The sequence below is a fragment of the Duganella sp. GW821-FHT01E12 genome, assembly GCF_059422325.1.
Genome location: NZ_JBWKWR010000015.1, coordinates 79,552 through 103,340 on the forward strand (window position 1 = coordinate 79,552; position 23,789 = coordinate 103,340).

Annotated in this window: 24 protein-coding genes; 19 read left to right on the forward strand and 5 right to left on the reverse strand. The window is 64.7% G+C overall.

From position 1 onward, the window contains the following. Positions 1-49: 49 nt before the first annotated feature. The 12 genes from gspG (at position 50) to AC07WS_RS28110 (ending at position 10,198) form a co-directional block, all read left to right on the forward strand. A complete protein-coding gene (gene gspG / locus AC07WS_RS28055) occupies positions 50-493 on the forward strand; it encodes a type II secretion system major pseudopilin GspG (protein WP_494732230.1) in 444 nt (147 codons plus the stop codon). 30 nt (positions 494-523) lie between these two features. Then, positions 524-1,720, forward strand: a complete 1,197-nt coding sequence (locus tag AC07WS_RS28060) for a type II secretion system F family protein (RefSeq protein ID WP_494732231.1) — start codon at positions 524-526, stop codon at positions 1,718-1,720. After that, entirely contained in the window at positions 1,717-3,450 is a 1,734-nt protein-coding gene (locus AC07WS_RS28065; protein WP_494732232.1) for a GspE/PulE family protein, read from the forward strand. The genes AC07WS_RS28060 and AC07WS_RS28065 overlap by 4 nt, the downstream gene beginning before the upstream one ends. After that, positions 3,443-4,285 carry a hypothetical protein gene (locus AC07WS_RS28070; protein WP_494732233.1) on the forward strand — a complete coding sequence of 281 codons (843 nt, stop codon included), beginning with the start codon at positions 3,443-3,445 and terminating at the stop codon, positions 4,283-4,285. The genes AC07WS_RS28065 and AC07WS_RS28070 overlap by 8 nt, the downstream gene beginning before the upstream one ends. Further along, the gene (locus AC07WS_RS28075) at positions 4,282-4,827 is read left to right on the forward strand and encodes a PilN domain-containing protein (protein ID WP_494732234.1); all 546 of its coding nucleotides are present in this window, start codon (positions 4,282-4,284) and stop codon (positions 4,825-4,827) included. The genes AC07WS_RS28070 and AC07WS_RS28075 overlap by 4 nt, the downstream gene beginning before the upstream one ends. Continuing rightward, positions 4,812-5,387 carry a hypothetical protein gene (locus AC07WS_RS28080; protein WP_494732235.1) on the forward strand — a complete coding sequence of 192 codons (576 nt, stop codon included), beginning with the start codon at positions 4,812-4,814 and terminating at the stop codon, positions 5,385-5,387. The genes AC07WS_RS28075 and AC07WS_RS28080 overlap by 16 nt, the downstream gene beginning before the upstream one ends. Then, positions 5,384-5,929 (forward strand): hypothetical protein, encoded by a 546-nt coding sequence (locus AC07WS_RS28085; RefSeq protein WP_494732236.1) that lies wholly within the window; start codon positions 5,384-5,386, stop codon positions 5,927-5,929. Before AC07WS_RS28080 ends, AC07WS_RS28085 begins: the two co-directional genes overlap by 4 nt. Continuing rightward, entirely contained in the window at positions 5,929-7,938 is a 2,010-nt protein-coding gene (locus tag AC07WS_RS28090) for a secretin GspD/PilQ domain-containing protein (protein ID WP_494732237.1), read from the forward strand. The genes AC07WS_RS28085 and AC07WS_RS28090 overlap by 1 nt, the downstream gene beginning before the upstream one ends. A 4-nt stretch (positions 7,939-7,942) precedes the next feature. After that, complete coding sequence (locus AC07WS_RS28095; protein ID WP_494732238.1) at positions 7,943-8,422, forward strand: prepilin-type N-terminal cleavage/methylation domain-containing protein; 480 nt, start codon at positions 7,943-7,945, stop codon at positions 8,420-8,422. Beyond that, a complete protein-coding gene (locus tag AC07WS_RS28100; protein ID WP_494732239.1) occupies positions 8,416-8,796 on the forward strand; it encodes a type II secretion system protein in 381 nt (126 codons plus the stop codon). Before AC07WS_RS28095 ends, AC07WS_RS28100 begins: the two co-directional genes overlap by 7 nt. Further along, positions 8,796-9,470 (forward strand): type II secretion system protein, encoded by a 675-nt coding sequence (locus tag AC07WS_RS28105; RefSeq protein WP_494732240.1) that lies wholly within the window; start codon positions 8,796-8,798, stop codon positions 9,468-9,470. Before AC07WS_RS28100 ends, AC07WS_RS28105 begins: the two co-directional genes overlap by 1 nt. A gap of 242 nt (positions 9,471-9,712) precedes the next feature. Beyond that, positions 9,713-10,198, forward strand: a complete 486-nt coding sequence (locus tag AC07WS_RS28110) for an FxDxF family PEP-CTERM protein (protein WP_494732241.1) — start codon at positions 9,713-9,715, stop codon at positions 10,196-10,198. A gap of 60 nt (positions 10,199-10,258) precedes the next feature. Here the strand turns inward: AC07WS_RS28110 and murJ are convergent, their stop codons facing one another. Continuing rightward, positions 10,259-11,809 carry a murein biosynthesis integral membrane protein MurJ gene (gene murJ / locus AC07WS_RS28115; protein WP_494732242.1) on the reverse strand — a complete coding sequence of 517 codons (1,551 nt, stop codon included), beginning with the start codon at positions 11,807-11,809 and terminating at the stop codon, positions 10,259-10,261. A gap of 191 nt (positions 11,810-12,000) precedes the next feature. Here murJ and rpsT point away from each other — a divergent pair, with 191 nt between their 5' ends. Beyond that, positions 12,001-12,267 carry a 30S ribosomal protein S20 gene (gene rpsT, locus AC07WS_RS28120; RefSeq protein WP_008446456.1) on the forward strand — a complete coding sequence of 89 codons (267 nt, stop codon included), beginning with the start codon at positions 12,001-12,003 and terminating at the stop codon, positions 12,265-12,267. A 119-nt stretch (positions 12,268-12,386) separates the two neighbouring features. After that, the gene (locus AC07WS_RS28125) at positions 12,387-12,635 is read left to right on the forward strand and encodes a hypothetical protein (RefSeq protein ID WP_494732243.1); all 249 of its coding nucleotides are present in this window, start codon (positions 12,387-12,389) and stop codon (positions 12,633-12,635) included. Positions 12,636-12,755: 120 nt separating this feature from the next. On the opposite strand, the gene AC07WS_RS28130 is transcribed toward AC07WS_RS28125, so the two are convergent. Beyond that, on the reverse strand, positions 12,756-13,316 hold the full coding sequence (locus tag AC07WS_RS28130; protein WP_161091591.1) for a pseudouridine synthase: 561 nt from the start codon (positions 13,314-13,316) through the stop codon (positions 12,756-12,758). Positions 13,317-13,477: 161 nt separating this feature from the next. On the opposite strand from AC07WS_RS28130, the gene icd reads away from it, so the two are divergent. After that, positions 13,478-14,731, forward strand: a complete 1,254-nt coding sequence (gene icd / locus AC07WS_RS28135) for an NADP-dependent isocitrate dehydrogenase (RefSeq protein WP_161087654.1) — start codon at positions 13,478-13,480, stop codon at positions 14,729-14,731. 94 nt (positions 14,732-14,825) lie between these two features. Then, on the forward strand, positions 14,826-16,169 hold the full coding sequence (gene chrA / locus AC07WS_RS28140) for a chromate efflux transporter (protein WP_494732244.1): 1,344 nt from the start codon (positions 14,826-14,828) through the stop codon (positions 16,167-16,169). Between the two features lie 45 nt (positions 16,170-16,214). On the opposite strand, the gene AC07WS_RS28145 is transcribed toward chrA, so the two are convergent. The 3 genes from AC07WS_RS28145 to cspE form a co-directional block, all read right to left on the reverse strand. Then, the gene (locus AC07WS_RS28145; RefSeq protein WP_444848633.1) at positions 16,215-16,394 is read right to left on the reverse strand and encodes a hypothetical protein; all 180 of its coding nucleotides are present in this window, start codon (positions 16,392-16,394) and stop codon (positions 16,215-16,217) included. A gap of 82 nt (positions 16,395-16,476) precedes the next feature. After that, positions 16,477-16,884, reverse strand: a complete 408-nt coding sequence (locus AC07WS_RS28150; protein ID WP_494732245.1) for a glutaredoxin family protein — start codon at positions 16,882-16,884, stop codon at positions 16,477-16,479. Between the two features lie 211 nt (positions 16,885-17,095). Continuing rightward, complete coding sequence (cspE, locus tag AC07WS_RS28155; RefSeq protein WP_008446468.1) at positions 17,096-17,299, reverse strand: transcription antiterminator/RNA stability regulator CspE; 204 nt, start codon at positions 17,297-17,299, stop codon at positions 17,096-17,098. A gap of 324 nt (positions 17,300-17,623) precedes the next feature. Here cspE and clpS point away from each other — a divergent pair, with 324 nt between their 5' ends. The 3 genes from clpS (at position 17,624) to AC07WS_RS28170 (ending at position 23,700) form a co-directional block, all read left to right on the forward strand. After that, positions 17,624-17,926: an ATP-dependent Clp protease adapter ClpS gene (gene clpS, locus AC07WS_RS28160; protein ID WP_090315375.1), complete on the forward strand. Its 303-nt coding sequence runs from the start codon at positions 17,624-17,626 to the stop codon at positions 17,924-17,926. Further along, positions 17,923-20,229 carry an ATP-dependent Clp protease ATP-binding subunit ClpA gene (gene clpA, locus AC07WS_RS28165; protein WP_494732246.1) on the forward strand — a complete coding sequence of 769 codons (2,307 nt, stop codon included), beginning with the start codon at positions 17,923-17,925 and terminating at the stop codon, positions 20,227-20,229. The genes clpS and clpA overlap by 4 nt, the downstream gene beginning before the upstream one ends. Before the next feature lie 138 nt (positions 20,230-20,367). Then, positions 20,368-23,700, forward strand: a complete 3,333-nt coding sequence (locus tag AC07WS_RS28170) for a S41 family peptidase (protein ID WP_494732247.1) — start codon at positions 20,368-20,370, stop codon at positions 23,698-23,700. Positions 23,701-23,789 lie beyond the last annotated feature (89 nt).

Consider the following 23,789-nt stretch of genomic DNA (forward strand, 5'->3'; position numbering starts at 1 on the left):
AGCCTCTGACTTCTAGCCTCAGGGCGTGGCGAATTAAGGAGTCGTTCGGATGGAAGTCGCAAAGTATCACCGTCAGACCGCAGCTCACAAGGCTGGCGGCTTTACCCTGCTGGAATTGCTGGTCGTCATCGTGATCATCGGTTTGCTGGCGGCGTATGTCGGTCCCAAGTACTTTGCCCAGTTGGGCAAGTCGGAAGTGACCATCGCCAAGGCGCAGATCGAAGCGTTTGAAAAATCGCTCGACACCTACCGCCTCGACGTCGGCCGCTACCCGACCACCGACGAGGGCCTGGCCGCCTTGCTGGTGGCGCCCGCCACGGCCGGCGCCAAGTGGAACGGCCCCTACCTGAAGAAGGGCGTGCCGCCGGACCCATGGGGCCACCCCTACCAGTACAAGGCGCCCGGCGCCAAGGCCGAGTTTGAAATCACTTCGCTGGGCCGCGACGGCCAGCCCGGCGGTACCGGCGAAGACGCCGACATCACCTCACAATAAGCCGCGCCGACACGGAAAGCCGTTTTCGCCATGCAGTTCGATGTCCGCACCTTGTCGGCCGATATGGCCATTTCCCATCTGGTGATCGATGGCCGCGATGAGGCCGACGCGCGCCGCCAGGTGGAGGCGCGCGGCCTGTACGTGAGCGCCATCGCGCCCGTGCGCGGCGGCCTCGGCCTGCGCGGCGGCAAGGCGCGCGGCAAGGGCCTCTCGCTGGTGCTGTTCAGCCAGGAGCTGCTGGCGCTGCTGACCGCCGGCCTGGGCATCGTCGAAGGCCTGGAGGCGCTGCTGGAGAAGGAAACCAGCCCCGTCACCCGCAGCGTGCTGGAGCGCCTGCTGGCCGGCCTGCGCGAGGGCCAGCGCTTCTCGGCCGTGCTGGCCGAGCAGCCCGAGCTGTTCCCGCCGCTGTACATCGGCATCGTCAAGGCGGCCGAGGGCACTTCGGACCTGCCGCGTTCGCTGTCGCGCTTCATCGACTACCAGCAGCGCATCGACCTGGTGCGCGGCAAGCTGGTGTCGGCCGCCATCTATCCGTGCATCCTGCTGCTGGTCGGCGGCGGCGTCAGCCTTTTTTTGATCGGCTACGTCGTGCCGCGCTTCGCCGAGGTCTACCAGGGCGCCGGCCGCAACCTGCCGTGGCTGTCGCAGCAGATGCTCAACTGGGGCCAGTTCGCCGGCGCCCACACCGCGCTGCTGCTGGGCGGCATCGCCGCCGTGCTGGGCGCGCTGGCGCTGGGCGTGCGCCAGCTGATGGGCAACGGCGGCTTCGCCCGCCTGCTGGCGCGCCTGCCCGGCATCGGCGAGCGGGTGCGCATCTACGAGTTGTCGCGGCTGTACCTGACGCTGGGCATGCTCAGCGAGGGCGGCATCACCATCGTGCACGCGATCGAGACGGTGCAGGGCATGGTCTCGGCCGGCATCCGCCAGAATTTGCAGAGCGCGCGCGCCGCCATCGAATCGGGCCTGCCGCTGTCGACCGCCTTCGAGGCCAACGCCCTGACCACGCCGATCTCGCTGCGCATGCTGCGCGTGGGCGAGCGCACCGGCGACATGGGCCCGATGCTGACCCAATCCGCGGCCTTCTACGACGGCGAAATCAGCCGCTGGATAGAACGCTTCACCCGAACCTTTGAACCGCTGCTGATGGCCGCGATCGGCCTGGTGGTCGGCGCCATCGTGGTGCTGCTGTATATGCCGATTTTCGATCTGGCCGGAGACATGTCATGACGGCCCAGGCCACCCCACACATCGCCGTCGCCGCCGTGACGCCGGCGCTGGCGCCTGTCCTGGATATGGCGCTGGTCGCGCGCGCCCGCCACCTGCGCCAGCAATCGAAGCGCACGCTGGTCGAGGAGCTGGTCGCGCTGGCCGACATGGAGCCGCGCCTGGTGGTGCAGGCCTTGGCGCAGCCGTTCGGCATGGCGGTGCTGGAAACGGTCGACATGCTGGGCTACACGCCGGCCTTCGACCTGCTGCCGCTGTCGCAGGCACTGGCGCGTCACTGCGTGCTGCTGCGCGGGCATGACGGCCTGGTGGTCGGCGTGATCGCCGATCCCTTCGACCTCGATCTGCAAACCTGGCTGGGCACGCAGGCGCGCGCCACGCCGCACGCGCCGCTGCAAACGCGGCTGGCGCTGCAGGCCGACATCCAGGCCTACCTGTCCAAGCAGGAGGAATCGGCGCGCGCCACCGACACGCTGCTGCCCGGCGCCAGCGAGGGCCGGCGCGACGGCAAGACCGCCGCCGTGCTGTCGTTCGCCTCGGTGTCGGAAGCGGCCAGCCCCGCCGTCCGCCTGGTCAACTCCACGCTGTACGACGCCCTGAAGGCCGGCGCCTCCGACATCCACCTGGAGAGCACCGCCGGCGGCCTGGCCGTCAAGTACCGCGTGGACGGCGTGCTCGATCACGCCACCTCGGTCAACGGCATCGACGTCGCCGAGCAGATCATCTCGCGCCTGAAGGTGCTGGCGGAGCTGGACATCGCCGAACGCCGCGTGCCGCAGGACGGCAGCTTCCGCGTGGAGGCCAACTCGCGCGAGATCGACCTGCGCGTCTCCATCATGCCGAGCATCCACGGCGAGGACGCGGTGATCCGTATCCTCGACAAGCGCGCCATGATCGAAGCCTACGGCTCGCTGACGCTGGAGGCGCTGGGCTTCGACGCGCCGTCGCTGGCCACGCTGCGCGTGCTGGCGCAGGAAGCCTACGGCATGCTGCTGGTGACCGGGCCCACCGGCTCCGGCAAGACCACCACGCTGTACGCCGCGCTGACCGAGATCCACAACGGCCGCGAAAAAATCATCACCATCGAAGACCCGGTCGAGTACCAGCTGCCCGGCATCCTGCAGATCCCGGTCAACGAGAAGAAGGGCCTGACCTTCGCCAAGGGCCTGCGCTCCATCCTGCGCCACGACCCGGACAAGATCATGGTCGGCGAGATCCGCGACCGCGAGACGGCGGAAATCGCCGTGCAGTCCGCGCTGACGGGCCACCTGGTGCTGACCACCGTCCACGCCAACAATGTGTTCGACGTGTTCGGCCGCTTCACGCACATGGGCATCGACCCGTATGCCTTCGTGTCGGCGCTGAACGGCATCTGGGCGCAGCGCCTGGTGCGCATCAACTGCCCGCACTGTGCGGCGCAGTACACGCCGGACGACCACGAACTGGCCAGCGTGGGCCTGGCCCGCGCCGACGTCTACGAGTACCGCTTCATGCAGGGCGAGGGCTGCGGCGATTGCCGCGGCACCGGCTACAAGGGCCGCCGTTCGATCGCCGAGATCCTCACGCTGAACGACGAGATCCGCGAACTGATCGTCGACAAGCGGCCGATCCGCCAGATCAAGCAGGCGGCCTACGCCAACGGCACGCGCAGCCTGCGCCAGGCGGCGCTGGAACTGGTCAAGCGGGGCGGCACCACGCTGGCCGAAATCAAACGAGTAACCTTGCATGCGTAGAGCAATTGGACAATCCCTGCGCATCGGCGTCTCCGGCTTTGCCGTGAGCCTGCTGCGCGTCAGCCGCTGGCGCGGCGAGCCGGTCACCGTGCTGGCCGAACACGCCTTCGCGCCGTCGGGCGAGCATCCGTTCGACGCCATCGCCAACGCCCTGCGCGCGCTGTTTGGCGAACAGGAAGTCGGCGGCTGGCCGGTCAGCATTGTGCTGGCCGACGACCTGACGCGCTTGTGGCGCGTCGTACCGCCGCCGGACGCCGCGCGCCTGGCCGACATCGAGGCGGCGGCAGGCTTCCGCTTCCAGTCGCTGTATGGCGAATCGCCGTCGGCCTGGCAGATATCGGGCGACTGGAACGCCACGCAGCCGTTCTTCGCCGCCGCCGTGCCGCGCGCCTTGCTGGCCGTGCTGGGGCAGGTGGCGGAGGAATTCAGGCTGCACATCGTCGGCATCGAACCGCACTTCATCACCGCCTACAATCGCTGGCGGCGCGGCGTGAAGCCCGGCGCGTGGTTCGGCCTCGTACACGACCACCTGCTGACATTGGCCGCCGTCGAAACCGACGGCAAGAGCATCCGCGCCATCCGCGCCATGCCGATGCCGGCCGGGCAGGGCGCCGACCAATACTGGCTGGGCCAGACGCTCAAGCGCGAGGCGCTGCTGCTGGACATGGAAGCGCCGGAGCTGCTGCAGGTCTGCGGCGCCGCGCCCGCTACGTGGAGCAAGCCGGTGAACAATCCGGCCCACATCGCGTGCGCGGTGCTGGATCAGGCGCAGCAAGCGTCCAGCGGCGGCCTGTCGACGATGGCGCTGCTGGCGCGCGGAGGGAGCGCGGCATGAAGAACATGCGTATCGATTTCGCGCCGCGCAGCCTGCGCCGCACCTTGTTCCACACGCATCCCGCGCTGCTGGCGCTGGGCGGCGCCGGCCTGCTGCTGTGCGCGGCCGCCGCATTCGGCGGCTGGAAGCTGGTCGAGCAGCAACGGCTGCGCGAGCACGAGCTGCGCCACGTGCGCGAACGCGCGGCGGCCATTTCGGCGCGGCCGGTGGAAGTGGCGCAGGTGGCGATACCGGAAGGACAGGCTGTCTTCGTCAACGGCGCCATCATGCAACTGAACCTGCCGTGGCGCGATCTGCAGGACGCGGTGGCCGCAGCCACGCCGCGCAGCGTCGCGCTGGTGGCGATGGAGCCGGACCCGCGCAAGCAGGCGCTGAAGATCACCGCCGAAACCAAGACCAGCGACGACATGGTGGCCTACGTGGCGGAGCTCAAGCAGCAGGAACTGTTCACCGGCGTGGTCCTGACCCGCCACGAAATCAATGAACAGGATCCCAACCGGCCGTTGCGCTTCCAGCTGGAGGCCACATGGGTAGCCCGATGATGCCTGTTAAAGATGCGGTGAACCTCGCCGCCGTCGTGCTGCGCGCGCGGCTGGCGTTGACGCGCGCCGGTGCGCCGGCCTGCATAGCCGTCGCGCTGTGCGTGGCCGGCGCCGCCGCGTGGGCCTGGCTGCTGCCGCAACGCGCGGCGCAGGCGCAGCTGATGGCGCGCCCCTTGCCGACGCCCGCGTCGCTGGTCACCGCGCCGCCGCCGCCATCGGCCAACCAGAACCTGGCCGGCTTCTACGAAGTGCTGGGCGAGAAGCGCTACGCCGAGCAGCAGGTCAAAGTGCTGTTCGACCTGGCGGCCAAGAACAACCTGACGCTGAGCCAGGGCGAGTACAAGGCCGGCTACGACAGGGCCAGCCGCGTCAGCACCTACCAGATCATCCTGCCGGTGAAGGGGCCGTACCAGTCCATCTGGCAGTTCGCCATGCAGGGCTTGCGCGACATGCCGTTCGCGTCGCTGGACGAAATCGGCTTCCGCCGCGAAGCCATCGCCGAACCCACGGTGGAGGCGCGCCTGCGCTTCACGCTGTACCTGAAGGATGGCGAGCCATGAAGCCTTATCAAATCGCGATGGGCATTGCGCTGGCCGGTGCCGCGGGCCTGGTGCTGTTCGGCGATAACTCGCCGTCCGGCGACATCGCCGAGCCGGTGGCGCGCAGCCGCTCGACCGCGCCGGCAGCCGCGCCCGCGCCGCGCGCCGGCAAGGACGGCAAGCCGCAGGCCGAAGTGGCGATACTGCGCCTGACGCCGCGCGCCCTGCTGGTCGGCGAGTCCGGCGAGGCCACCTTCGCCTCGGGCGAGGGCGTGTTCCAGGGACAGAACTGGAATCCGCCGCCGCCACCGCCGCCGCCCGTGTCGAACGCACCGCCGCCTGCGCCGGTGGCGCCGCCGATGCCGTTCACGGTGTTGGGCAAGGCCGTCGCCGACGGCGCCTGGGAAGTCTACCTGGCGCGCGGCGACAAGACTTACGTCGTAAAAAATCAAACCGTCATCGACGGCACCTACCGCGTCGACAAGATCGCGCCGCCGCTGATGTCGGTCACTTATCTGCCTTTGAATCAGGTACAACAGATCAATATTGGAGTCCTCGACTGATGGCTAGTCATCTGAAGAATTTGGGCCGCCGCGCCGCGCTGCCTGCCATGCTGGCGATCGCCCTGGGCGGCTGTGCCGGACAAATGGCCTATCGCGACGGCCGCGACCTGATCGCCAAGGACCAGATCGAGGCCGGGCTGCTCAAGTTCCAGGAAGCCGTCAAGGCCGATCCGGGCAACGCGCAGTACCGCTCGGCCTATCTGCTGGAGCGCGACCGCGCCGCACAGCGCCTGCTCGACCAGTCCGAACGCCAGCTGGCCCAGGGCCAGCTGGAACTGGCGGAGCAGGGCTTCCGCCGCGTGCAGGCGCTGGACCCGCTCAACGAACGCGCCCGCGCCGGCCTGCGCGCGCTGGAACGCGACGCCCGGCAGACCAAGCTGCTCGCCGCCGCCAGCGCGCATGTCAACAAGGGCGAGTACGAAATGGCCAGGCAAAAGCTCAACGCGATGCTGGTCGAGAATCCGGCCAACGAGAAGGCGCGCCTGATGCTGCACGAGGTGAACGAAAAGATCGCGCCGCCCGCCGCCGAGCCGGGGCTGGCGAAGGCCTACAAGCAGCCGATCTCGATCGAGTTCCGCGACGCGCCGCTCAAGCAGGTGTTCGAAGTGATCTCGCGCCGCTCCGGCCTGAACTTCGTGTTCGACAAGGACGTCAAGACCGACCAGCGCACCACGGTGCTGCTGAAGAACAGCACCGTCGAATCGGCGATCTACTTCCTGCTGCTGACCAATCAGCTGGAGCAGCAGGTGATGGATGCGGACACCATCCTGATCTACCCGAACGTGGCGGCCAAGCTGAAGGAATACCAGGAGATGACGGTCAAGACCTTCTTCCTGGCGAACGCCGAGGCCAAGCTGGTGGCCAACACGCTCAAGACCATCCTCAAGTCCCGCGACGTGGTGGTCGATGAAAAACTCAACCTGCTGATCGTGCGCGACAGCCCGGAGGCGATCCGCCTGGCCGAGAAGCTGGTGGCGCTGCAGGACGCGCCGGAGGCGGAAGTGATGCTGGAGGTGGAGATCCTGGAAGTGAAGAAGGGCAGCGTGATGGATCTGGGCGTGATCTGGCCGACCGGCATCGGCCTGACGCCGCTGTCCACGTCGGGCGGCACCGGGATCACCATCCGCGACCTGAATAACCTGAACCAGCGGACCATCGGCGTCACCGGCGTCGCCGCCGGCATCAACGCCAACAAGAACGACACGGATTCCAATCTGCTGGCCAATCCGCGCATCCGCGTGCGCAACAAGGAAAAGGCCAAGATCGTCATCGGCGACAAGCTGCCGGTGATTACCACCACCGTGTCCTCCGGCGTGGGCGGCTTCGCCAGCGACAACGTGACCTACGTCGACGTCGGTCTGACGCTGAGCGTCGAGCCTACGGTCTACCTGAACGACGAGGTGGCGATCCGCGTGCAGCTGGAGGTGAGCAACCTGACCGGCACCATCACCACCAAGACCGGCGGCACCGCCTACCAGATCGGCACGCGGCAGGCGTCCACCATGCTGCAGCTGAAGGACGGCGAGAACCAGGTGCTGGCGGGCCTGATCAACAACGAAGAGCGGGGCACCGCCAACCACGTGCCGGGCGCGGGCGACCTGCCCATCGTCGGCCGCCTGTTCGGCAGCAAGCGTGACGACAGCCAGAAGACCGAGATCGTGCTGTCGATCACGCCGCATTTGATCCGCAACGTGCAGCGTCCGGAAGCGTCGGCGTCGGAGTTCTCGGCCGGTACGGAGGCGAGCTTCCGCCGCCGCCCGGACCTGAGTGCGCGTCCCGCCGTGGCGATGCCGCCGTCGCCGGGCGCCTTGCCGCCACCGTCGCCGGGCGCGCTGCCGCCGCCATCGGGCGTGCAGCCGGCGCTGATGCGCCCCGCGCCGGTAGTGCAGTCGATACCACTCTCGCAGAGCCAGCCGGCGCCGCTGCCGCCCAGCCAGGGCCAGCAGCCGCAGCCGGTTTTGCTGCCGCCAGAACCGGAGCCGGCGCCGATTCCACCGGCGCAGCAGTAGGCGCATGACCATGAAGCGCGAGCGCGGCTTCACGCTGATCGAGCTGCTGGTGACGCTGGCCATCCTCGGCCTGCTCAGCGCCCTGGTGGTGCCGACCGCGCAAGTGGTGGTGCAGCGTCGCCAGGAGCAGGAGCTGCGCGAAGCGCTGCACCAGATCCGCTACGCGCTGGACGCCTACAAGCTGGCCTACGACCAGGGCCGCGTCGCCAAGGCGCTGGGTTCGACCGGCTATCCGAAAACGCTGGAGCTGTTGGTGGAAGGCGTGCCGGATGCGCAGAATCCCAAGCACACCAAGATCTACTTCCTGCGCCGGGTGCCGCGCGACCCGTTCAATCCGGACGCCGCGCTGAGCGACGGCCAGACCTGGGGCAAGCGCAGCTACGCCAGCGACGCCGACCAGCCGAAGGAGGGCGAGGATGTCTACGACGTCTACAGCCTGAGCGAGAAGATCGGCCTGAACGGCGTGCCTTACAAGAAATGGTGACCATGAAGACCAAAGGATTCACGCTGATCGAGTTGCTGGTGGTGCTGGGCATCGTCGCGCTGATGCTGACGCTGGCCGTGCCACGCTACTTCCCCAGCATCGACAAGTCCAAGGAGATCGTGCTGGCCGATAACCTGCGCAATGTGCGGCAGGTGCTCGACCAATACTACGGCGATACCGGCCGCTATCCCGACTCGCTGGAGCAGCTGGTGGAGAAGAAGTACCTGCGGGCGATGCCGGTCGATCCGATCACCGACAGCGATACCACGTGGATTATCGTGCCGCCGGAGGACGCGGGCAAGGGCGGGGTCTACAACGTCAAGAGCGGCGCGCCCGGCAACGACCGCAGCGGCAAGCCCTATTCCGACTGGTGATGAGTGCGCAGCGCCTGCGCCGCGGCGGCGGCTTCACTTACCTGAGCCTGGTGATCCTGCTGGCGATCATCGGCCTGGTGACGGCGACTGCGCTCAAACTCGGTTCGGTGGTGCAGCGCAGCCGGGCGGAGATGGAGCTGCTCGATATCGGCGCCGCGTTCAGCGACGCCCTGAAAAGCTACGCCGACGCCACGCCGGCCGGGATGCCGCCGCAGCCGCCGTCGCTGAAGGAATTGCTGAAGGACCCGCGCTTCCCCGGCACCCGCCGGCATCTGCGCAAATTGTTTGTCGACCCGATCACCGGTAAGGCGGAGTGGGGCATCTTGTACCTCGGCGACAAGGTCGGTGTGCTGGCGGTCTACAGCCTGTCCGACGCCAAACCTGTGAAGGTGGGGAATTTTCCAGCGCGCTATACTGGATTCGAAGGCAAGAATCATATTTCCGATTGGAAATTTTCGATGGCGCTGGCCGGGGCGGTCCCGACTGAAATGACGGGGCCATCGCCGCACGTCACCGCGCCTGTAGCAGGACTACAGAAAGGCGCGCCGCCACCGACGCCGAGCCCGCCGCCACCGCCTGTGGAGGCTCCGGTGAGTCTGCCGCAACCGCCGGAGTCGCCGCCGACTCCGGACCAGCCCGCCACCCCCGAACCGCCCCCAATCCCGCAAGAATAGCGGCTTGGACGCCACACTTTCCAAGATTTTTCTCTCGAATTGTCACTATTATTTACTTAATACTAAGACATTTACCCTGTTATTTTCACAACGTGGGAAAAGTTGTTGTGGAGTAATTAAAAGTGGAAAAATTACAATGGGAATTAATATTCTTATGTTATGATTCTTCCCGAAGTACCTCCTATTAACTATTCGGTGGTTGGCGAAAGCGCAGCCACAATTCGTTTGATTAAGGAAATCACATGAAATTGAAATCGTTCGTTGCTGGCGCTCTGCTGGCCGCCGCTTCCGTAAGTGCCTTCGCTGGCGACCAAACCGTTATGGTTATCGCTGATGGCGATTCGCACGTTTGGAATCAAGTGGTTGGCGATGGCATCCTGTCCGGCGGCCAGGACCTGATCACCTTCGACATCGTAACCCCAGGTAAGTACGACATCGCGATCAGTATCACCGGCCAGAAACTGACCTTTGATCCGCTGTCGAACCTGAACGGCACTTACGTGGACCTGTCGCAATCGACCTCCGGCAAGCTGAAGTTCCTGGGAGTTGAAGTGACCGAAAATTCGCCATGGGTTCTGAACCTGCTGGGCACCCCAGCCGCTGGCGCCAGCTACACCGGCACCTACTCGGTAACCGCCGTACCAGAACCAGAAACCTATGGCATGCTGCTGGGTGGCCTGGCACTGGTTGGTGTTGTTGCCCGTCGCAAAGCAAAAAAAGCAGCTTAAGTTTTAGCTGTGACGTAAAAAAACCCGCCTCGGCGGGTTTTTTTACGTCCAGCGTATCGCTTATCGGGCGGTACGCTTGATATCGCGCAGGCGGAATCCCATGGCAAACAACGCCGCGAAGTACACCACCCCGCACAGCCCGATCAACAGCATCAGCGCGCCGATCCGCAGCAGCGTATGGTGCTGCAAGCCCAGCCAGTCCACCTGCTGCCCGCCAAACCACGCGGCGGCGCCCATCAGCACGCAAGCCACGGCCAGTTTCGCGCAGAACATCGTCCAACCCGGCTTGGGCCGGTAAATGCCGCGCTTGCGCAAGCCCGCGTACAGGAAGCTGGCGTTGATGCAGGCGCCCAGCCCGATCGACAGCGCCAGGCCCGACACTTTCAGATAGGGCACGAAGATCCAGTTCATCAGCTGCGTCGCCACCAGCACGCCGGTGGCGATCTTGACCGGCGTGCGGATGTCCTGGCGCGCGTAGAACGCCGGCGCCAGCGTCTTGACCAGGATGATGCCCAGCAGGCCGGCGCTGTAGGCGATCAGCGGATAGGACGACTGCGTGGCCGCCTCGTCGGTGAATTTGCCGTAGTGGAAGAGGGTGGCGATCAGCGGCTTGGCCAGCGCGGCCATGCCCACCGCCGCCGGCAGCGCCAGCAGGAAGGTCAGGCGCAGGCCCCAGTCCAGCAGATCGGAGTATTCCTGCGGGTCGCCGTCCGACTGCGCCTTCGACAGGCTGGGCAGCAGGATCGTGCCCAGCGCCACGCCCAGCAGCGCGGTCGGGAACTCCATCAGGCGGTCGGCATAGGACAGCCAGGAAATGCTGCCCTCGGCCAGGCGCGAGGCGATGCTGGTGTTGATCATCAGGCTGATCTGCGCGGCCGACACGGCGAACACGGCCGGCCCCATCTTCTTCAGCACGCGGCGCACGCCCGGATCGCCCAGGCCGGCCGCCGGATTCCATGACAGGCGCGGCAGCATGCCGATCTTGATCAGCGCCGGGATCTGGATCGCCACCTGCAGGATGCCGCCGACGAACACGGCGATCGCCATCGCATAGATCGGCTGCTCCAGGTGCGATTGCAGGAACAGCGAGGCGGCGATGAAGGACAGGTTCAGCAGCACCGGCGTGAAGGCCGGGATCTTGAACTCGCGCCACGTGTTGAGCACGCCGCCGGCCATCGCCACGAAGGCCATGAAGCTGATATAGGGGAACATCAGCCGCGTCATCCAGACGGCGGCGTCGAAGGCGCCCGGTTGCTTGTCCAGGCCGGTGGCGATGAGGTAAACAAACAACGGTGCGCCTATAATGCCGAGCGCGCTGACGAACAGGGTAGCCCACACCAGCGTGTTGGCCACATGGTCGGCCAGCGTCTTGCTGGCCTCCTGGCCGTGCTGGTTTTTGTATTCCGACAATATCGGCACAAACGCTTGCGAGAAGGCCCCCTCGGCAAACAGGCGGCGCAGCAGGTTGGGAATGCGGAACGCGACGATGAAAGCGTCCGTGTAGGCGCCGGCGCCGAAGGCCCGGGCAAACAAGGTTTCACGCAATAATCCGGTTACGCGGGACAGCATGGTCATGCTGGAGATGGCGGCTAGTGTTTTAAGCAAGTTCATGGGGCATGATTATAGTTGCTCCTGACAGAAAACATCGCTATAATCGCAGGCTGTACAGAATTCTGTTACGCAGACACTAATGTTTGGCAGGCAGTAGTTTGACTCACATGGTTCGGCAGACGCACTGAACGCACCTGTTTGGCAAACAATAATGTTTGCAAACGCACCTTTACCCTGTTTTAGGAAATTCCATGGCAAATACCGCACAAGCGCGCAAGCGCGCTCGTCAAGCAGTTAAGCAAAACGCTCACAACTCGTCCCAGCGTTCGACCCTGCGCACCGCTATCAAGGCAGTTCGCAAGGCGATCCAGGGCGGCGACAAAGCTGCTGCGACGGCAATCTTCCAATCGTCCGTGTCGACCATCGACAGCATCGCGGACAAGAAGATCATCCACAAAAACAAGGCAGCTCGCCACAAGAGCCGTCTGGCAGCTGCCCTGAAGGCACTGTCCGCTTAATTCCCCTCGCTGGGATTTAAAGCAAGAACCCGCCTGACTTCGGTCAGCGCGGGTTTTTTCGCATGCGCGGACGAAAAAAAGCCGGCCCGAGGCCGGCTTGCCGGAGTGGCAGCGATTACTTGGCTGGCATCGAAGCGGAAGCCGAAGCTTCGGCCGAGGCGGATGCTTTCTTGTGCTTGGCTTTCTTGGCTTTTGGTGCGGAAGCGGCAGCCGAAGCCGAAGCGGATGGCGCCGATGCCATCGGGGCCGAAGCCATGGCCGAAGCGGAGGCCGATGCCGAAGGCGCGGCGGCGAAAGCGGAAGCAGCAAACAGGGAGGCAACCAGGGCAGCGATGATCTTGGACATGATGAGTTCCTTTGGCAGTTGATTGAACCAGCTAAAAAAAACCGAAGATTCATATGAATCTATCTCATTAACGCCGCCCGAAATTTCCAGTTGACACAAAAATGCTCGAAAAACAGAATTTTATGTGCTGCGGCGCATCATTCTAGCCGGCCAGGTCCTTGGCCGACACTTCCATCCACTCGCCCGGCATCAGTGGGTGGGTCGCCAGCGAGATGGCGCCGATGGCGCTGCGCACCAGCCGCAGCGTCGGCAGGCCGACCGCGGCCGTCATGCGCCGCACCTGGCGATTCTTCCCTTCCTGTAGCGTGATCGCCAGCCAGCTGGTCGGATGCTCGGCGCGGCTGCGGATCGGCGGATTGCGCGGCCACAGCCACTCCGGCTCGGCGATCCGCACCGCCTTGCACGGCTTGGTGACGAAGTCGCCCAGGTCCAGCGGCGCCTGCAGCCTGGCCAGGCTGGCCGCGTCCGGCACGCCGTCCACCTGCACCAGGTAGACCTTGGCTTCCTTGTGGTCGGGATGGGCGATGGTGTGCTGCAGCTTGCCGTCGTCGGTGAGCAGCATCAAGCCCTCGCTGTCGGCGTCGAGCCGCCCGGCGGGGTAGATGTTGGGAATCTTCAGGTGGTCGGCCAGCGTGGCGCGGCCGTCCTGCGGGGAGAACTGGCACAGCACCTGGAAAGGTTTATTAAATAGAATGAGTGACATACTTCTCTTCAGAGGATTTTGGTGTAGGCTTAAAGGCTGTGATGAAAACCATGGCGCCTGTGAAAATACTGGTGCATAATGCCACACACCTGTCTTATGTCTTATAGAAGACTTGGCGGGAGCAGCCCGCTGCCCGCCGAGCGTCCACTTCGGAGAACACGATGTATCAGCATATCAAAGTACCTGCCGACGGCCAAAAAATCACCGTCAACGCCGATTTTTCCCTGAATGTACCAGATAACCCGATCATTCCCTACATCGAAGGCGATGGCACCGGCGTGGACATCAGCCCGGTGATGATCAAGGTGATCGACGCGGCCGTGGCCAAGTCCTACGGCGGCAAGCGCAAGATCAGCTGGATGGAAATCTTCGCCGGCGAAAAGTCGACCACCGTGTACGGCCCGGACGTGTGGCTGCCGGAAGAAACGCTGCAGGTGCTGAAGGATTACGTGGTTTCGATCAAGGGCCCGCTGACCACGCCGGTCGGCGGCGGCATCCGTTCGCTCAACGTGGCGCTGCGCCAGCAGCTGGACCTGTACGTCTGCCTGCGCCCGGTGCGCTACTTCACCGGCGTGCCGTCGCCGGTCAAAGAGCCCGAGAAGACCGACATGGTCATTTTCCGCGAGAACTCGGAAGACATCTACGCCGGCATCGAGTACCAGCAGGGCTCGGAAGGCGCCAAGAAGCTGATGGACTTCCTGATCAAGGAAATGGGTGTCACCAAAATCCGCTTCCCGGCCACCTCCGGCCTGGGCATCAAGCCGGTGTCGATCGAAGGCACGCAGCGCCTGGTGCGCAAGGCGATCCAGTACGCCATCGACAACGACAAGCCGTCGGTGACCATCGTCCACAAGGGCAACATCATGAAGTACACCGAGGGTGGCTTCCGCGACTGGGCCTACGAGCTGGCGCAAAAGGAATTCGGCGCCGAGCTGATCGACGGCGGCCCATGGTGCAAGTTCAAGAACCCGAAGACCGGCCGCGACATCATCATCAAGGATTCGATCGCCGACGCCTTCCTGCAACAGATCCTGCTGCGCCCGATCGAGTACAGCGTGATCGCCACCCTGAACCTGAACGGCGACTACATCTCGGACGCGCTGGCGGCCCAGGTGGGCGGCATCGGCATCGCGCCGGGCGCCAACCTGTCGGACTCGGTCGCCATGTTCGAGGCCACCCACGGCACCGCGCCGAAGTACGCCGGCAAGGACTACGTGAACCCAGGTTCGCTGATCCTGTCCGCCGAGATGATGCTGCGCCACATGGGCTGGGTTGAAGCGGCCGACCTGATCATCAAGTCGATGGAAAAGGCCATCGATTCGAAGAAGGTCACCTACGACTTCGCCCGCCTGATGGAAGGCGCGACCCAGGTCTCGTGCTCGGGCTTTGGCGACGTGATGATCGAACAGATGTAAGCCAGCCACCGGCACGCATCTGCCCCGTCTGCACTGAGCGCGAACTTGAGCGCGTTCAGGCCGGCGGGGTTTTTTTATTTTGACAGGGACCACGATGACGCCTACCACCGCGCCGCCGGCGCCGACCCTCTGGCAAGCCTTCCGCTTCTGGCTCAAGCTGGGCTGCATCAGCTTTGGCGGGCCGGCCGGGCAGATCGCCATCATGCACCAGGAACTGGTCGAGCGCCGGCGCTGGATCTCCGAGCGCCGCTTCCTGCACGCGCTCAACTACTGCATGCTGCTGCCCGGCCCCGAGGCGCAACAGCTGGCCACCTACATCGGCTGGCTGCTGCATCGCACGCGCGGCGGCATCATCGCCGGCGGCCTGTTCGTGCTGCCGTCGCTGCTGTTGCTGGTGCTGCTGTCGTGGCTGTACATGGCGTTCGGCCAGCAGCCTCTGGTGGCGGGACTGTTTTACGGCATCAAGCCGGCGGTCACGGCGATCGTGCTGCAGGCCGCGCACCGCATCGGCACGCGCGCCTTGCGCAACGGCTGGCTGTGGGGCATCGCAGGCGCCGCCTTCGTGGCGATCTTTGCCCTGCAACTGCCGTTCCCGCTGATCGTTGCCGGCGCCGCGTTGGCGGGCTATGCGGGCGGCCGCTTCCTGCCGCAGGCGTTCACGGCCGGCGGCGGCCACGGCGCGGCCCAGGCCTCGTATGGCGCGGCCGTCATCGACGACGACACGGCGCCGCCGCCGCATGCGCGCTTCCGCTGGGGCCGGCTGGCGCTGGTGGCCGGCTGCGGCGCTGTGTTGTGGCTGGCGCCGATGGCGCTGTTGATGGCCACCGTGGGCTGGCAGCACACCTACACGCAGATGGCCTGGTTCTTCACCAAGGCCGCCATGCTGACCTTTGGCGGCGCCTACGCCGTGCTGCCATACGTGTACCAGGGCGCGGTGACGCACTACGGCTGGCTGAGCGCCACGCAGATGATGGACGGCCTGGCGCTGGGCGAAACCACGCCCGGCCCGCTGATCATGGTGGTGGCGTTCGTGGGCTTTGTCGGCGGCTATGCGCAGGCGCCGTTTGGCGCGGCGCTGTTGCCGCTGGGCGGTGCGGTGGCGGCGGTGCTGGTGACCTGGTTCACCTTCCTGCCGTCGTTCGTGTTCATCCTGGCCGGCGGGCCGCTGGTCGAGGCCACGCGCGACGATCTCAGCTTCACTGCGCCGCTGACCGGCATCACGGCGGCGGTGGTTGGCGTGATCCTGAACCTGGCGCTGTTCTTTGCGTACCACGTGCTGTGGCCGACCGGCTTCGGCGGCACGTTCGACTGGGCGGCGGCCCTGATCGGGCTGGGGGCGGCGCTGGCCTTGCTGCGTTATAAGCAAAAGGTGCCGCGCGTGATCGCCGCGTGCGCGGTGGCGGGCCTGCTGTTCAAGCTGCTGGTGGCGGCATTCTGACTGACGGACAAGGCCGATGGCATTGCCCGTCAACACCGGCGCCGCTTAGCCGCCGCAGGCGTCCTCGCAGGCGGTGAGCTCTTCGTTGCACTGGTCGGCCGGCTGGCCGGAATTCATGCACGCCTTATATTCGACGACGCAGTAGTGGATGCAGCTGGCCATGGCCGGTGCCGATGCGGCGCCGATGCCGATTGCAAACAAAAACAGTTTCAGTTTCTTATTCATGATGCGCTCCTCCAAGGTGGCTGGACGTGGGCGATGCCTGCAACCGTGCCGTCCGCATACACGGTCCCGAAACGGGTGGCGTTCAGCGGGCGGCAGGCTGCTTCAGCTGTGCGAGCGCGGCTTCGATGACCGGCAACTTGAAGCCGGTGATGCGACGGTTGCCGATCAGGATCACCGGCACGGCGGTCTCGCCGAAGCTCTGGTAGTCCTGCCGGCCCTTGCCGCCGTGGCCGACGTCGATATCGGCGTAGGGGACGTGGTGCTCGTTCAGGTAGGCGCGCGTTTGTGCGCAATAGGGGCAGGTCTTGGTGCCGTACACCACCACCTGGGTGGATGCGTCGGGGTAGTAGGACTGGAAGTTGCCTTCGACGTAGGCCGGCGTCAACCACTGCGGCACTTTGGAGGCCACCCGGCCCACACCCAGGCCCAGCGCGAGGATGGTGCCATAGACCAGGACGGTTTTGATTTTCTTGACGTGTATGCTATTCATATGGCCCTTGGTAAGAGACGAACGGCGACGCAGGTGCATGCCTGATAGGCATTGTTACCTTAACGCATAAGATTATGCATTCTTCAATTTTATCGATTCTATTGAATTGTCACGCGGCGGCGCGTTGTAGGACTTCCGCAACACTTGCCGGAAGGTAGGGACGAAAAAAAACCTCGCGGTGCGAGGTTTTTCACATCTGCTGCTTAAAAAATTAAGCCGATTGGATGTTGGAAGCTTGCTTGCCTTTAGGGCCTTGCGTGACTTCGAATTGAACTTTTTGACCTTCTTTGAGGGTCTTGAAACCGTTCATGTTGATTGCGGAGAAGTGAGCGAACAAATCCTCGCCGCCGTCATCTGGAGTGATGAAGCCAAAACCTTTGGAATCATTGAACCACTTAACTGTACCTGTTGCCATAAAAAGAACTTTCAAAATTAAAACGGATCACACGAGCCATAAAAGCAAGAAGCTTCTTGCCCCCTCCTCACGCCTCACTTCTTATCACCTTGTACATTTCTGCACGCAGTCGATAACGCATTGTTAGCGGACCAAATTCTAAAGTCAAGCAGATTTGTATGCATTTTGCTACTTTTAACTCAATTGGCGAAAAAGCAACTCTTGATTTCGGCGAATAGGTCGCCATCTGCGACAAGTTCAGAAAACGCGTAAGATGGAAAACAATTGGATGGGCAGTGTGAAATGCCCATTGCATCAACCCCGAAAGCATTAGAATATAAGCGTATGGCAACCAAGCATGACACCGAAACCCTCTTGGAGCGGCAAGCGCTGAAGCCGCCACCTCTGTACCAGGTGGCGTTGCTCAATGATGACTACACCCCGATGGAATTCGTGGTGGCCATCATCCAGGAGTATTTCAACAAAGACCGTGAAACGGCCACGCAGATAATGCTCAGTGTTCATCGCTACGGCAAAGGAGTGTGCGGCGTGTTCTCAAAAGATATAGCCTGTACCAAAGTGGAGTTCGTTTTAACGCATGCACGCAAGGCGGGCCACCCCCTGCAATGTGTGATGGAGGAAGTATGATTGCGCAGGAATTAGAAGTAAGTTTGCACATGGCGTTTGTCGAAGCTCGGCAGGCACGGCACGAATTCATCACGGTGGAGCACTTGCTGCTGGCCTTGCTTGACAATCCTTCGGCTGCCGAAGTGTTGCGCGCTTGCGCCGTCAACATTGAAGACTTGCGCAAAACGCTGACCAACTTCATCGGCGACAACACGCCGACCGTGCCCGGCACGGGCGAAGTGGACACGCAGCCTACGCTCGGCTTCCAGCGCGTGATCCAGCGCGCCATCATGCACGTGCAGTCGGCGTCCAACGGCAAGAAGGAAGTCACCGGCGCCAATGTGCTGGTGGCGATCTTCGGCGAGAAGGATTCGCACGCGGTCTACTACCTGCACCAGCAGGGCGTGACGCGCCTGGACGTGGTCAACTTCATTTCGCACGGCGTGCGCAAGGACCAGCAGTCCGACGCCGCCAAGGCCTCGGAAGGCGTGGAAGAGGGCGCGCCGGGCGGCGAGGGCCAGACCAAGGAGTCGCCACTCGACCAGTTCACGCAAAACCTGAATAAGGCCGCCGCCGAAGGCAAGATCGATCCGCTGATCGGCCGCGAGGACGAGGTCGATCGCGTGATCCAGATCCTGTGCCGCCGCCGCAAGAACAATCCGCTGCTGGTGGGCGAAGCCGGCGTGGGCAAGACCGCCATCGCCGAGGGCCTGGCCTACCGCATCACCCAGAACGACGTGCCGGAAATCCTGCAGAACGCCATCGTCTACTCGCTGGACATGGGCGCGCTGCTGGCTGGCACCAAGTACCGGGGCGACTTCGAACAGCGCCTGAAGGCCGTCCTGAAGCAGTTGAAGGACAATCCGAACGGCATCCTGTTCATCGACGAGATCCACACCATCATCGGCGCCGGCTCGGCCTCGGGCGGCACGCTGGACGCGTCCAACCTGCTCAAGCCGGCTTTGGCCAACGGCCAGCTGAAATGCGTCGGCGCGACCACCTACACCGAGTTCCGCGGCGTGTTTGAAAAAGACCACGCTCTGAGCCGCCGCTTCCAGAAAGTGGACGTCAACGAGCCGACCGTCGAGCAAACCGTGCAGATCCTGCGCGGCCTGAAGTCGCGCTTCGAGGAACACCACGGCGTGAAGTATTCGTCGTCGGCGCTGTCGACCGCGGCCGAACTGGCTGCGCGCTTCATCAACGACCGCCACCTGCCGGACAAGGCCATCGACGTCATCGACGAAGCCGGTGCGGCTCAACGCATCCTGCCGAAGTCGAAGCAGAAGAAAACCATCGGCAAGACCGAGATCGAGGACATCATCGCCAAGATCGCGCGCATCCCGCCGCAGACCGTCAACCAGGACGACCGCAGCAAGCTGCAGACCATCGACCGCGACCTGCGCAACGTGGTGTTCGGCCAGGACCCGGCGATCGAGGCGCTGGCCTCGGCGATCAAGATGGCGCGCGCCGGCCTGGGCAAGACCGACAAGCCGATCGGCTCCTTCCTGTTCTCCGGTCCCACCGGCGTCGGCAAGACCGAGGTGGCCAAGCAGCTGGCCTTCATCCTGGGCATCGAGTTGATCCGCTTCGACATGTCCGAGTACATGGAGCGCCACGCCGTGTCGCGCCTGATCGGCGCGCCGCCGGGCTACGTTGGTTTCGACCAGGGCGGCCTGCTGACCGAAGCCATCACCAAGAAGCCGCACGCGGTGCTGCTGCTGGACGAGATTGAAAAAGCCCATCCGGACATTTTCAACATCCTGCTGCAGGTGATGGACCATGGCACGCTGACCGACAACAACGGACGCAAGGCCGACTTCCGCAACGTGATCATCATCATGACCACCAACGCGGGCGCCGAGAGCTTGCAGAAGACTTCGATCGGCTTCACCAATTCCAAGCAGGCAGGCGACGAGATGGCCGACATCAAGCGCATGTTCACGCCGGAGTTCCGCAACCGTATCGACGCCACCATCAGCTTCCGCGCGCTGGACGAGGACATCATCCTGCGCGTGGTCGACAAGTTCCTGATGCAACTGGAAGAGCAGCTGCACGAGAAAAAAGTCGAAGCGATCTTCAGCGAGAAGCTGCGCAAGTTCCTGGCGAAGAAGGGCTTCGATCCGCTGATGGGCGCGCGGCCGATGTCGCGTCTGATCCAGGACATGATCCGCAAGGCGCTGGCCGACGAGCTGCTGTTCGGCCGCCTGGTCGCCGGCGGCCGCGTGACGGTCGACCTGGACGAGAAGGACCAGGTCAAGCTGGACTTCCCGGAACCGCCGGACGCCGCGCCGACGATCCCGCCGGAGACCGTCGAAGTCGAATAAGCTGTTTCGAAGTTCCGAAAACCCCACCGGCACAGAACGCGCTCAAGATCGCGCTCTGTGCCGGTGGGGTTTTTTTTCTTTTAAGTCTAAAGCTGTGCCAAAATTGTCATTCCATTTGACAAACATTGAAACTGTCCCATGACCCTGTCCCGTCCGCTCTTCCTGATGTTCCTGTCCGCCGGCCCGCTGTCCGGCACCGCTTCCGCCGCCGACGCCTACTACCGCTATCCCGCCATCCGCGGCGACACCGTGGTCTTCACCGCCGAGGGCGACCTGTGGAAGGCCGGCCTGCACGGCGGCGCCGCGCAGCGCCTGACCACCCACCCGGCGGCCGAAACCAACGCCGCCATCTCGCACGACGGCAAGTGGATCGCCTTCTCGGCCTCCTACGAAGGCGGACAGGAAGCCTACGTCATGCCGGTGGACGGCGGCCTGCCCAAGCGCGTCACGTTTGAGAACAGCGCGGTCAATGTGCTGGGCTGGACCGCGCAGGGCGAAGTGCTGGTGACCACGCTCGACACCAAAGGCCCGTCGCGCAACAACGTCATCGCGGCGGTCAAGCCGGGCGACCTGCAACGCCGCGTGTTCCCGGTGGCCGACGCCAACGACGCGGTGCTCGACGACGCCGGCAAGACGCTGTACTTCACCCGCAACGGCCTGGCCCTGACCAACGACAATGTCAAAAACTATCGCGGCGGCGCCCACGCGCAGCTGTGGCGCTACGACCTGGCCGGCGGCTCGGAAGCGGCGCCGCTGCTGGCCTCCGACGCCGGCAACAACAAACGGCCCATGTGGTGGCAGGGCCGCCTGTATTTCATCAGCGACCGTGGCGGTTCCGACAACCTGTGGTCGATGGCGCCCGACGGCAGCGATCCGCGCCAGCTGACCAGCCACACCGGCTGGGACGTGCGCAACGCCGCGCTGGGCGACGGCCGCATCGCCTACCAGCTGGGCGCCGACCTGCACGTGCTGGACCTGGCCGCCGCGAAGGACGAGCAGCTGGCCATCAATCTCGTCTCGGACTTCGACCAGCAGCGCGCCCGCCAGATCCGCTCGCCGCTGGAGAACCTGACCAACGTCCAGATCTCCGGCAAGGACGAGCGCCTGGTGCTGACCGCGCGCGGCCGCGTCAGCGTGGCCGGCACCGGCTCGCAGCGCCGGGTGGAAATCGCCGTGCCGCCCGGCGCGCGCGCCCGCGAGGCCGTCTTCAGCCACGACGACAAATGGGTCTACGCCATCGTCGATAGCACCGGCGAAAACGAAATCTGGAAATTCGCCGCCGACGGTTCCGGCAAGGGCGAGCAGCTGACCAAGGACGGCAACAGCCACCGCTGGCAGCTGTACCCGTCGCCGGACGGCCGCTGGCTGGCCCACACCGACAAGAAGGGCCGCCTGTGGATGCTGGACCTGGCGACCAAGTCCAACACCGTCATCGACGACGGCAGCAAGGCCGGCTCCGACCGGCACGAAGAAATCCTGTGGTCCGGCGACAGCAAGAACCTGGCGCTGGTGCGCGCCGCCAGCATCGAGCAGCGCAACCAGATCGGCCTGTACAACCTCGAATCGAAGCAGCTGGCCTTCGTCACCGGCGACCGTTACAACTCGGTCTCGCCGGCGTTTTCGCCGGATGGCAAATGGCTGTACTTCCTCTCGGCCCGCAACTTCCAGCTGGCGAACGGCTCGCCGTGGGGCGACCGCAACATGGGACCGGTGTTCGACAAGCGCACCGGCGTGTTCGCGCTGGCGCTCCAGCCGGGCAACCGCTTCCCCTTCAAGCCGGACGATGAGCTGAACAAGCCGGGCGACAAGCCGGCCGAAGGCGCGGCGGAAAAGGCCGTCGAACAGGCAGCCGAGAAGGCCGTGGAAAAAGCCGTGGCCAAGGCCGTGCCGGAAAAGAAAGCCGGCAAGGCGCTGCCGGCCATCGTCTATGCGGGGCTGGCGGATCGCCTGTACGAAGTGCCGCTGGCCGCCGGTAACTACCGCAACCTGCAGCTCGACGAGAAGCGCCTGTACTTCCTCGACGCCGACGGCAGCGACGGCAAGGCCAACCTGAAAACGCTGGCGATCGCCGCCAACGGCCCGCAGCCGGAAGTCTTCGCCAGCGGCGTGCGCGAATACGACCTGGCCTTCGACAAGAAGCACCTGTACTACCGCACCTTCGCGGCCGGCGGCCCTGGCGACATGCTGGTGGTGGAGGCGGGAGCCAAGGCGCCGACGGACGTCTCCAAGGCCAAGGTCAAGGTGGACGACTGGACCTTCACCTCCAACCCGCGCCTGGAATGGACGCAGATGTTCAACGACGCCTGGCGCATGCACCGCGACTTCCTGTACGACGCCAAGATGCGCGGCGTGAACTGGACCGGCGTGCGCGCCAAGTACGCGCCGCTGGTCGAGCGCGTGACCGACCGCGCGGAGCTGAACGACGTGCTGGGCATGATGATCAGCGAAGTGGGCGCGCTGCACTCGCAGATCGCGCCCGGCGACTTGCGCCGTCCCGCGCCGGAAGGCGCGCCTGCGGGCCTGGGCGCGCTGCTCACGCGCGGCGCCGACGGCTACCGCGTCGACCACATCTACCGCAGCGAACCGGAGCTGCCGTCCGAACGCGGCCCGCTGCTGCAGCCGGACGTGGATGTGAAGGAGGGCGACGTCATCACCGCCGTCAACGGCAAGCCGGTGCTGGAAGCGCGCGATATCGCCGACCTGCTGCTGAACCAGGCCGACAAGCAGATGCTGCTGCAGGTGAAGCGCAAGGAGGGCGGCACACGCTCGGTCATCGTCACGCCGGTCAACATGGCCAAGCAGGCCGGCCTGCGCTACGGCGACTGGGAACAGAGCCGCGCGCGCCAGGTCGATGCCGCGTCCAAGGGCCGCATCGGCTATCTGCACCTGCGCGCCATGGGACCGCGCGACATCGCCTCGTTCGCGCGCGACTTCTACGCCAACGTCAACCGCGAAGGCCTGATCATCGACGTGCGCCGCAACAACGGCGGCAACATCGACAGCTGGGTGATCGAAAAGCTGCTGCGCAAAGCCTGGGCCTTCTGGTCGTCGCCGGGCGCGCTGCCGGCGCCGAACATGCAGCACACCTTCCGCGGCCACCTGGTGGTGCTGGTCGACGAATACACCTACTCGGACGGCGAGACCTTCGCGGCCGGCATCAAGGCGCTGGGACTGGCGCCGCTGGTGGGTAAGCGCACGGCGGGCGCCGGCGTCTGGCTCAGCGATAACAACCGCCTGAGCGACAACGGCATGGCGCGGGTCGCCGAGAACGGCCAGTTCAACACCGCCGACGGCCAATGGCTGATCGAAGGCGTGGGCGTGTCGCCGGACGTGGAAGTGGACAACCTGCCGCACGCCACGTATCAAGGCCAGGACCGCCAGCTGGAAGTGGCGCTGGAACTGCTGGACAAGAAGCTGAAGGAGCAGCCGGTCAAGCCCTATCAGCCGCAAGCCATCCCCGCGCTGAAATAAGCGCCGCCAGGCCAGGTGTTCGGAAGTGAACAGCCATAACGTTCGCTTCCGGACACCGGCCCGCCAAAGCGGCCGCCGGGGCGCAAAAA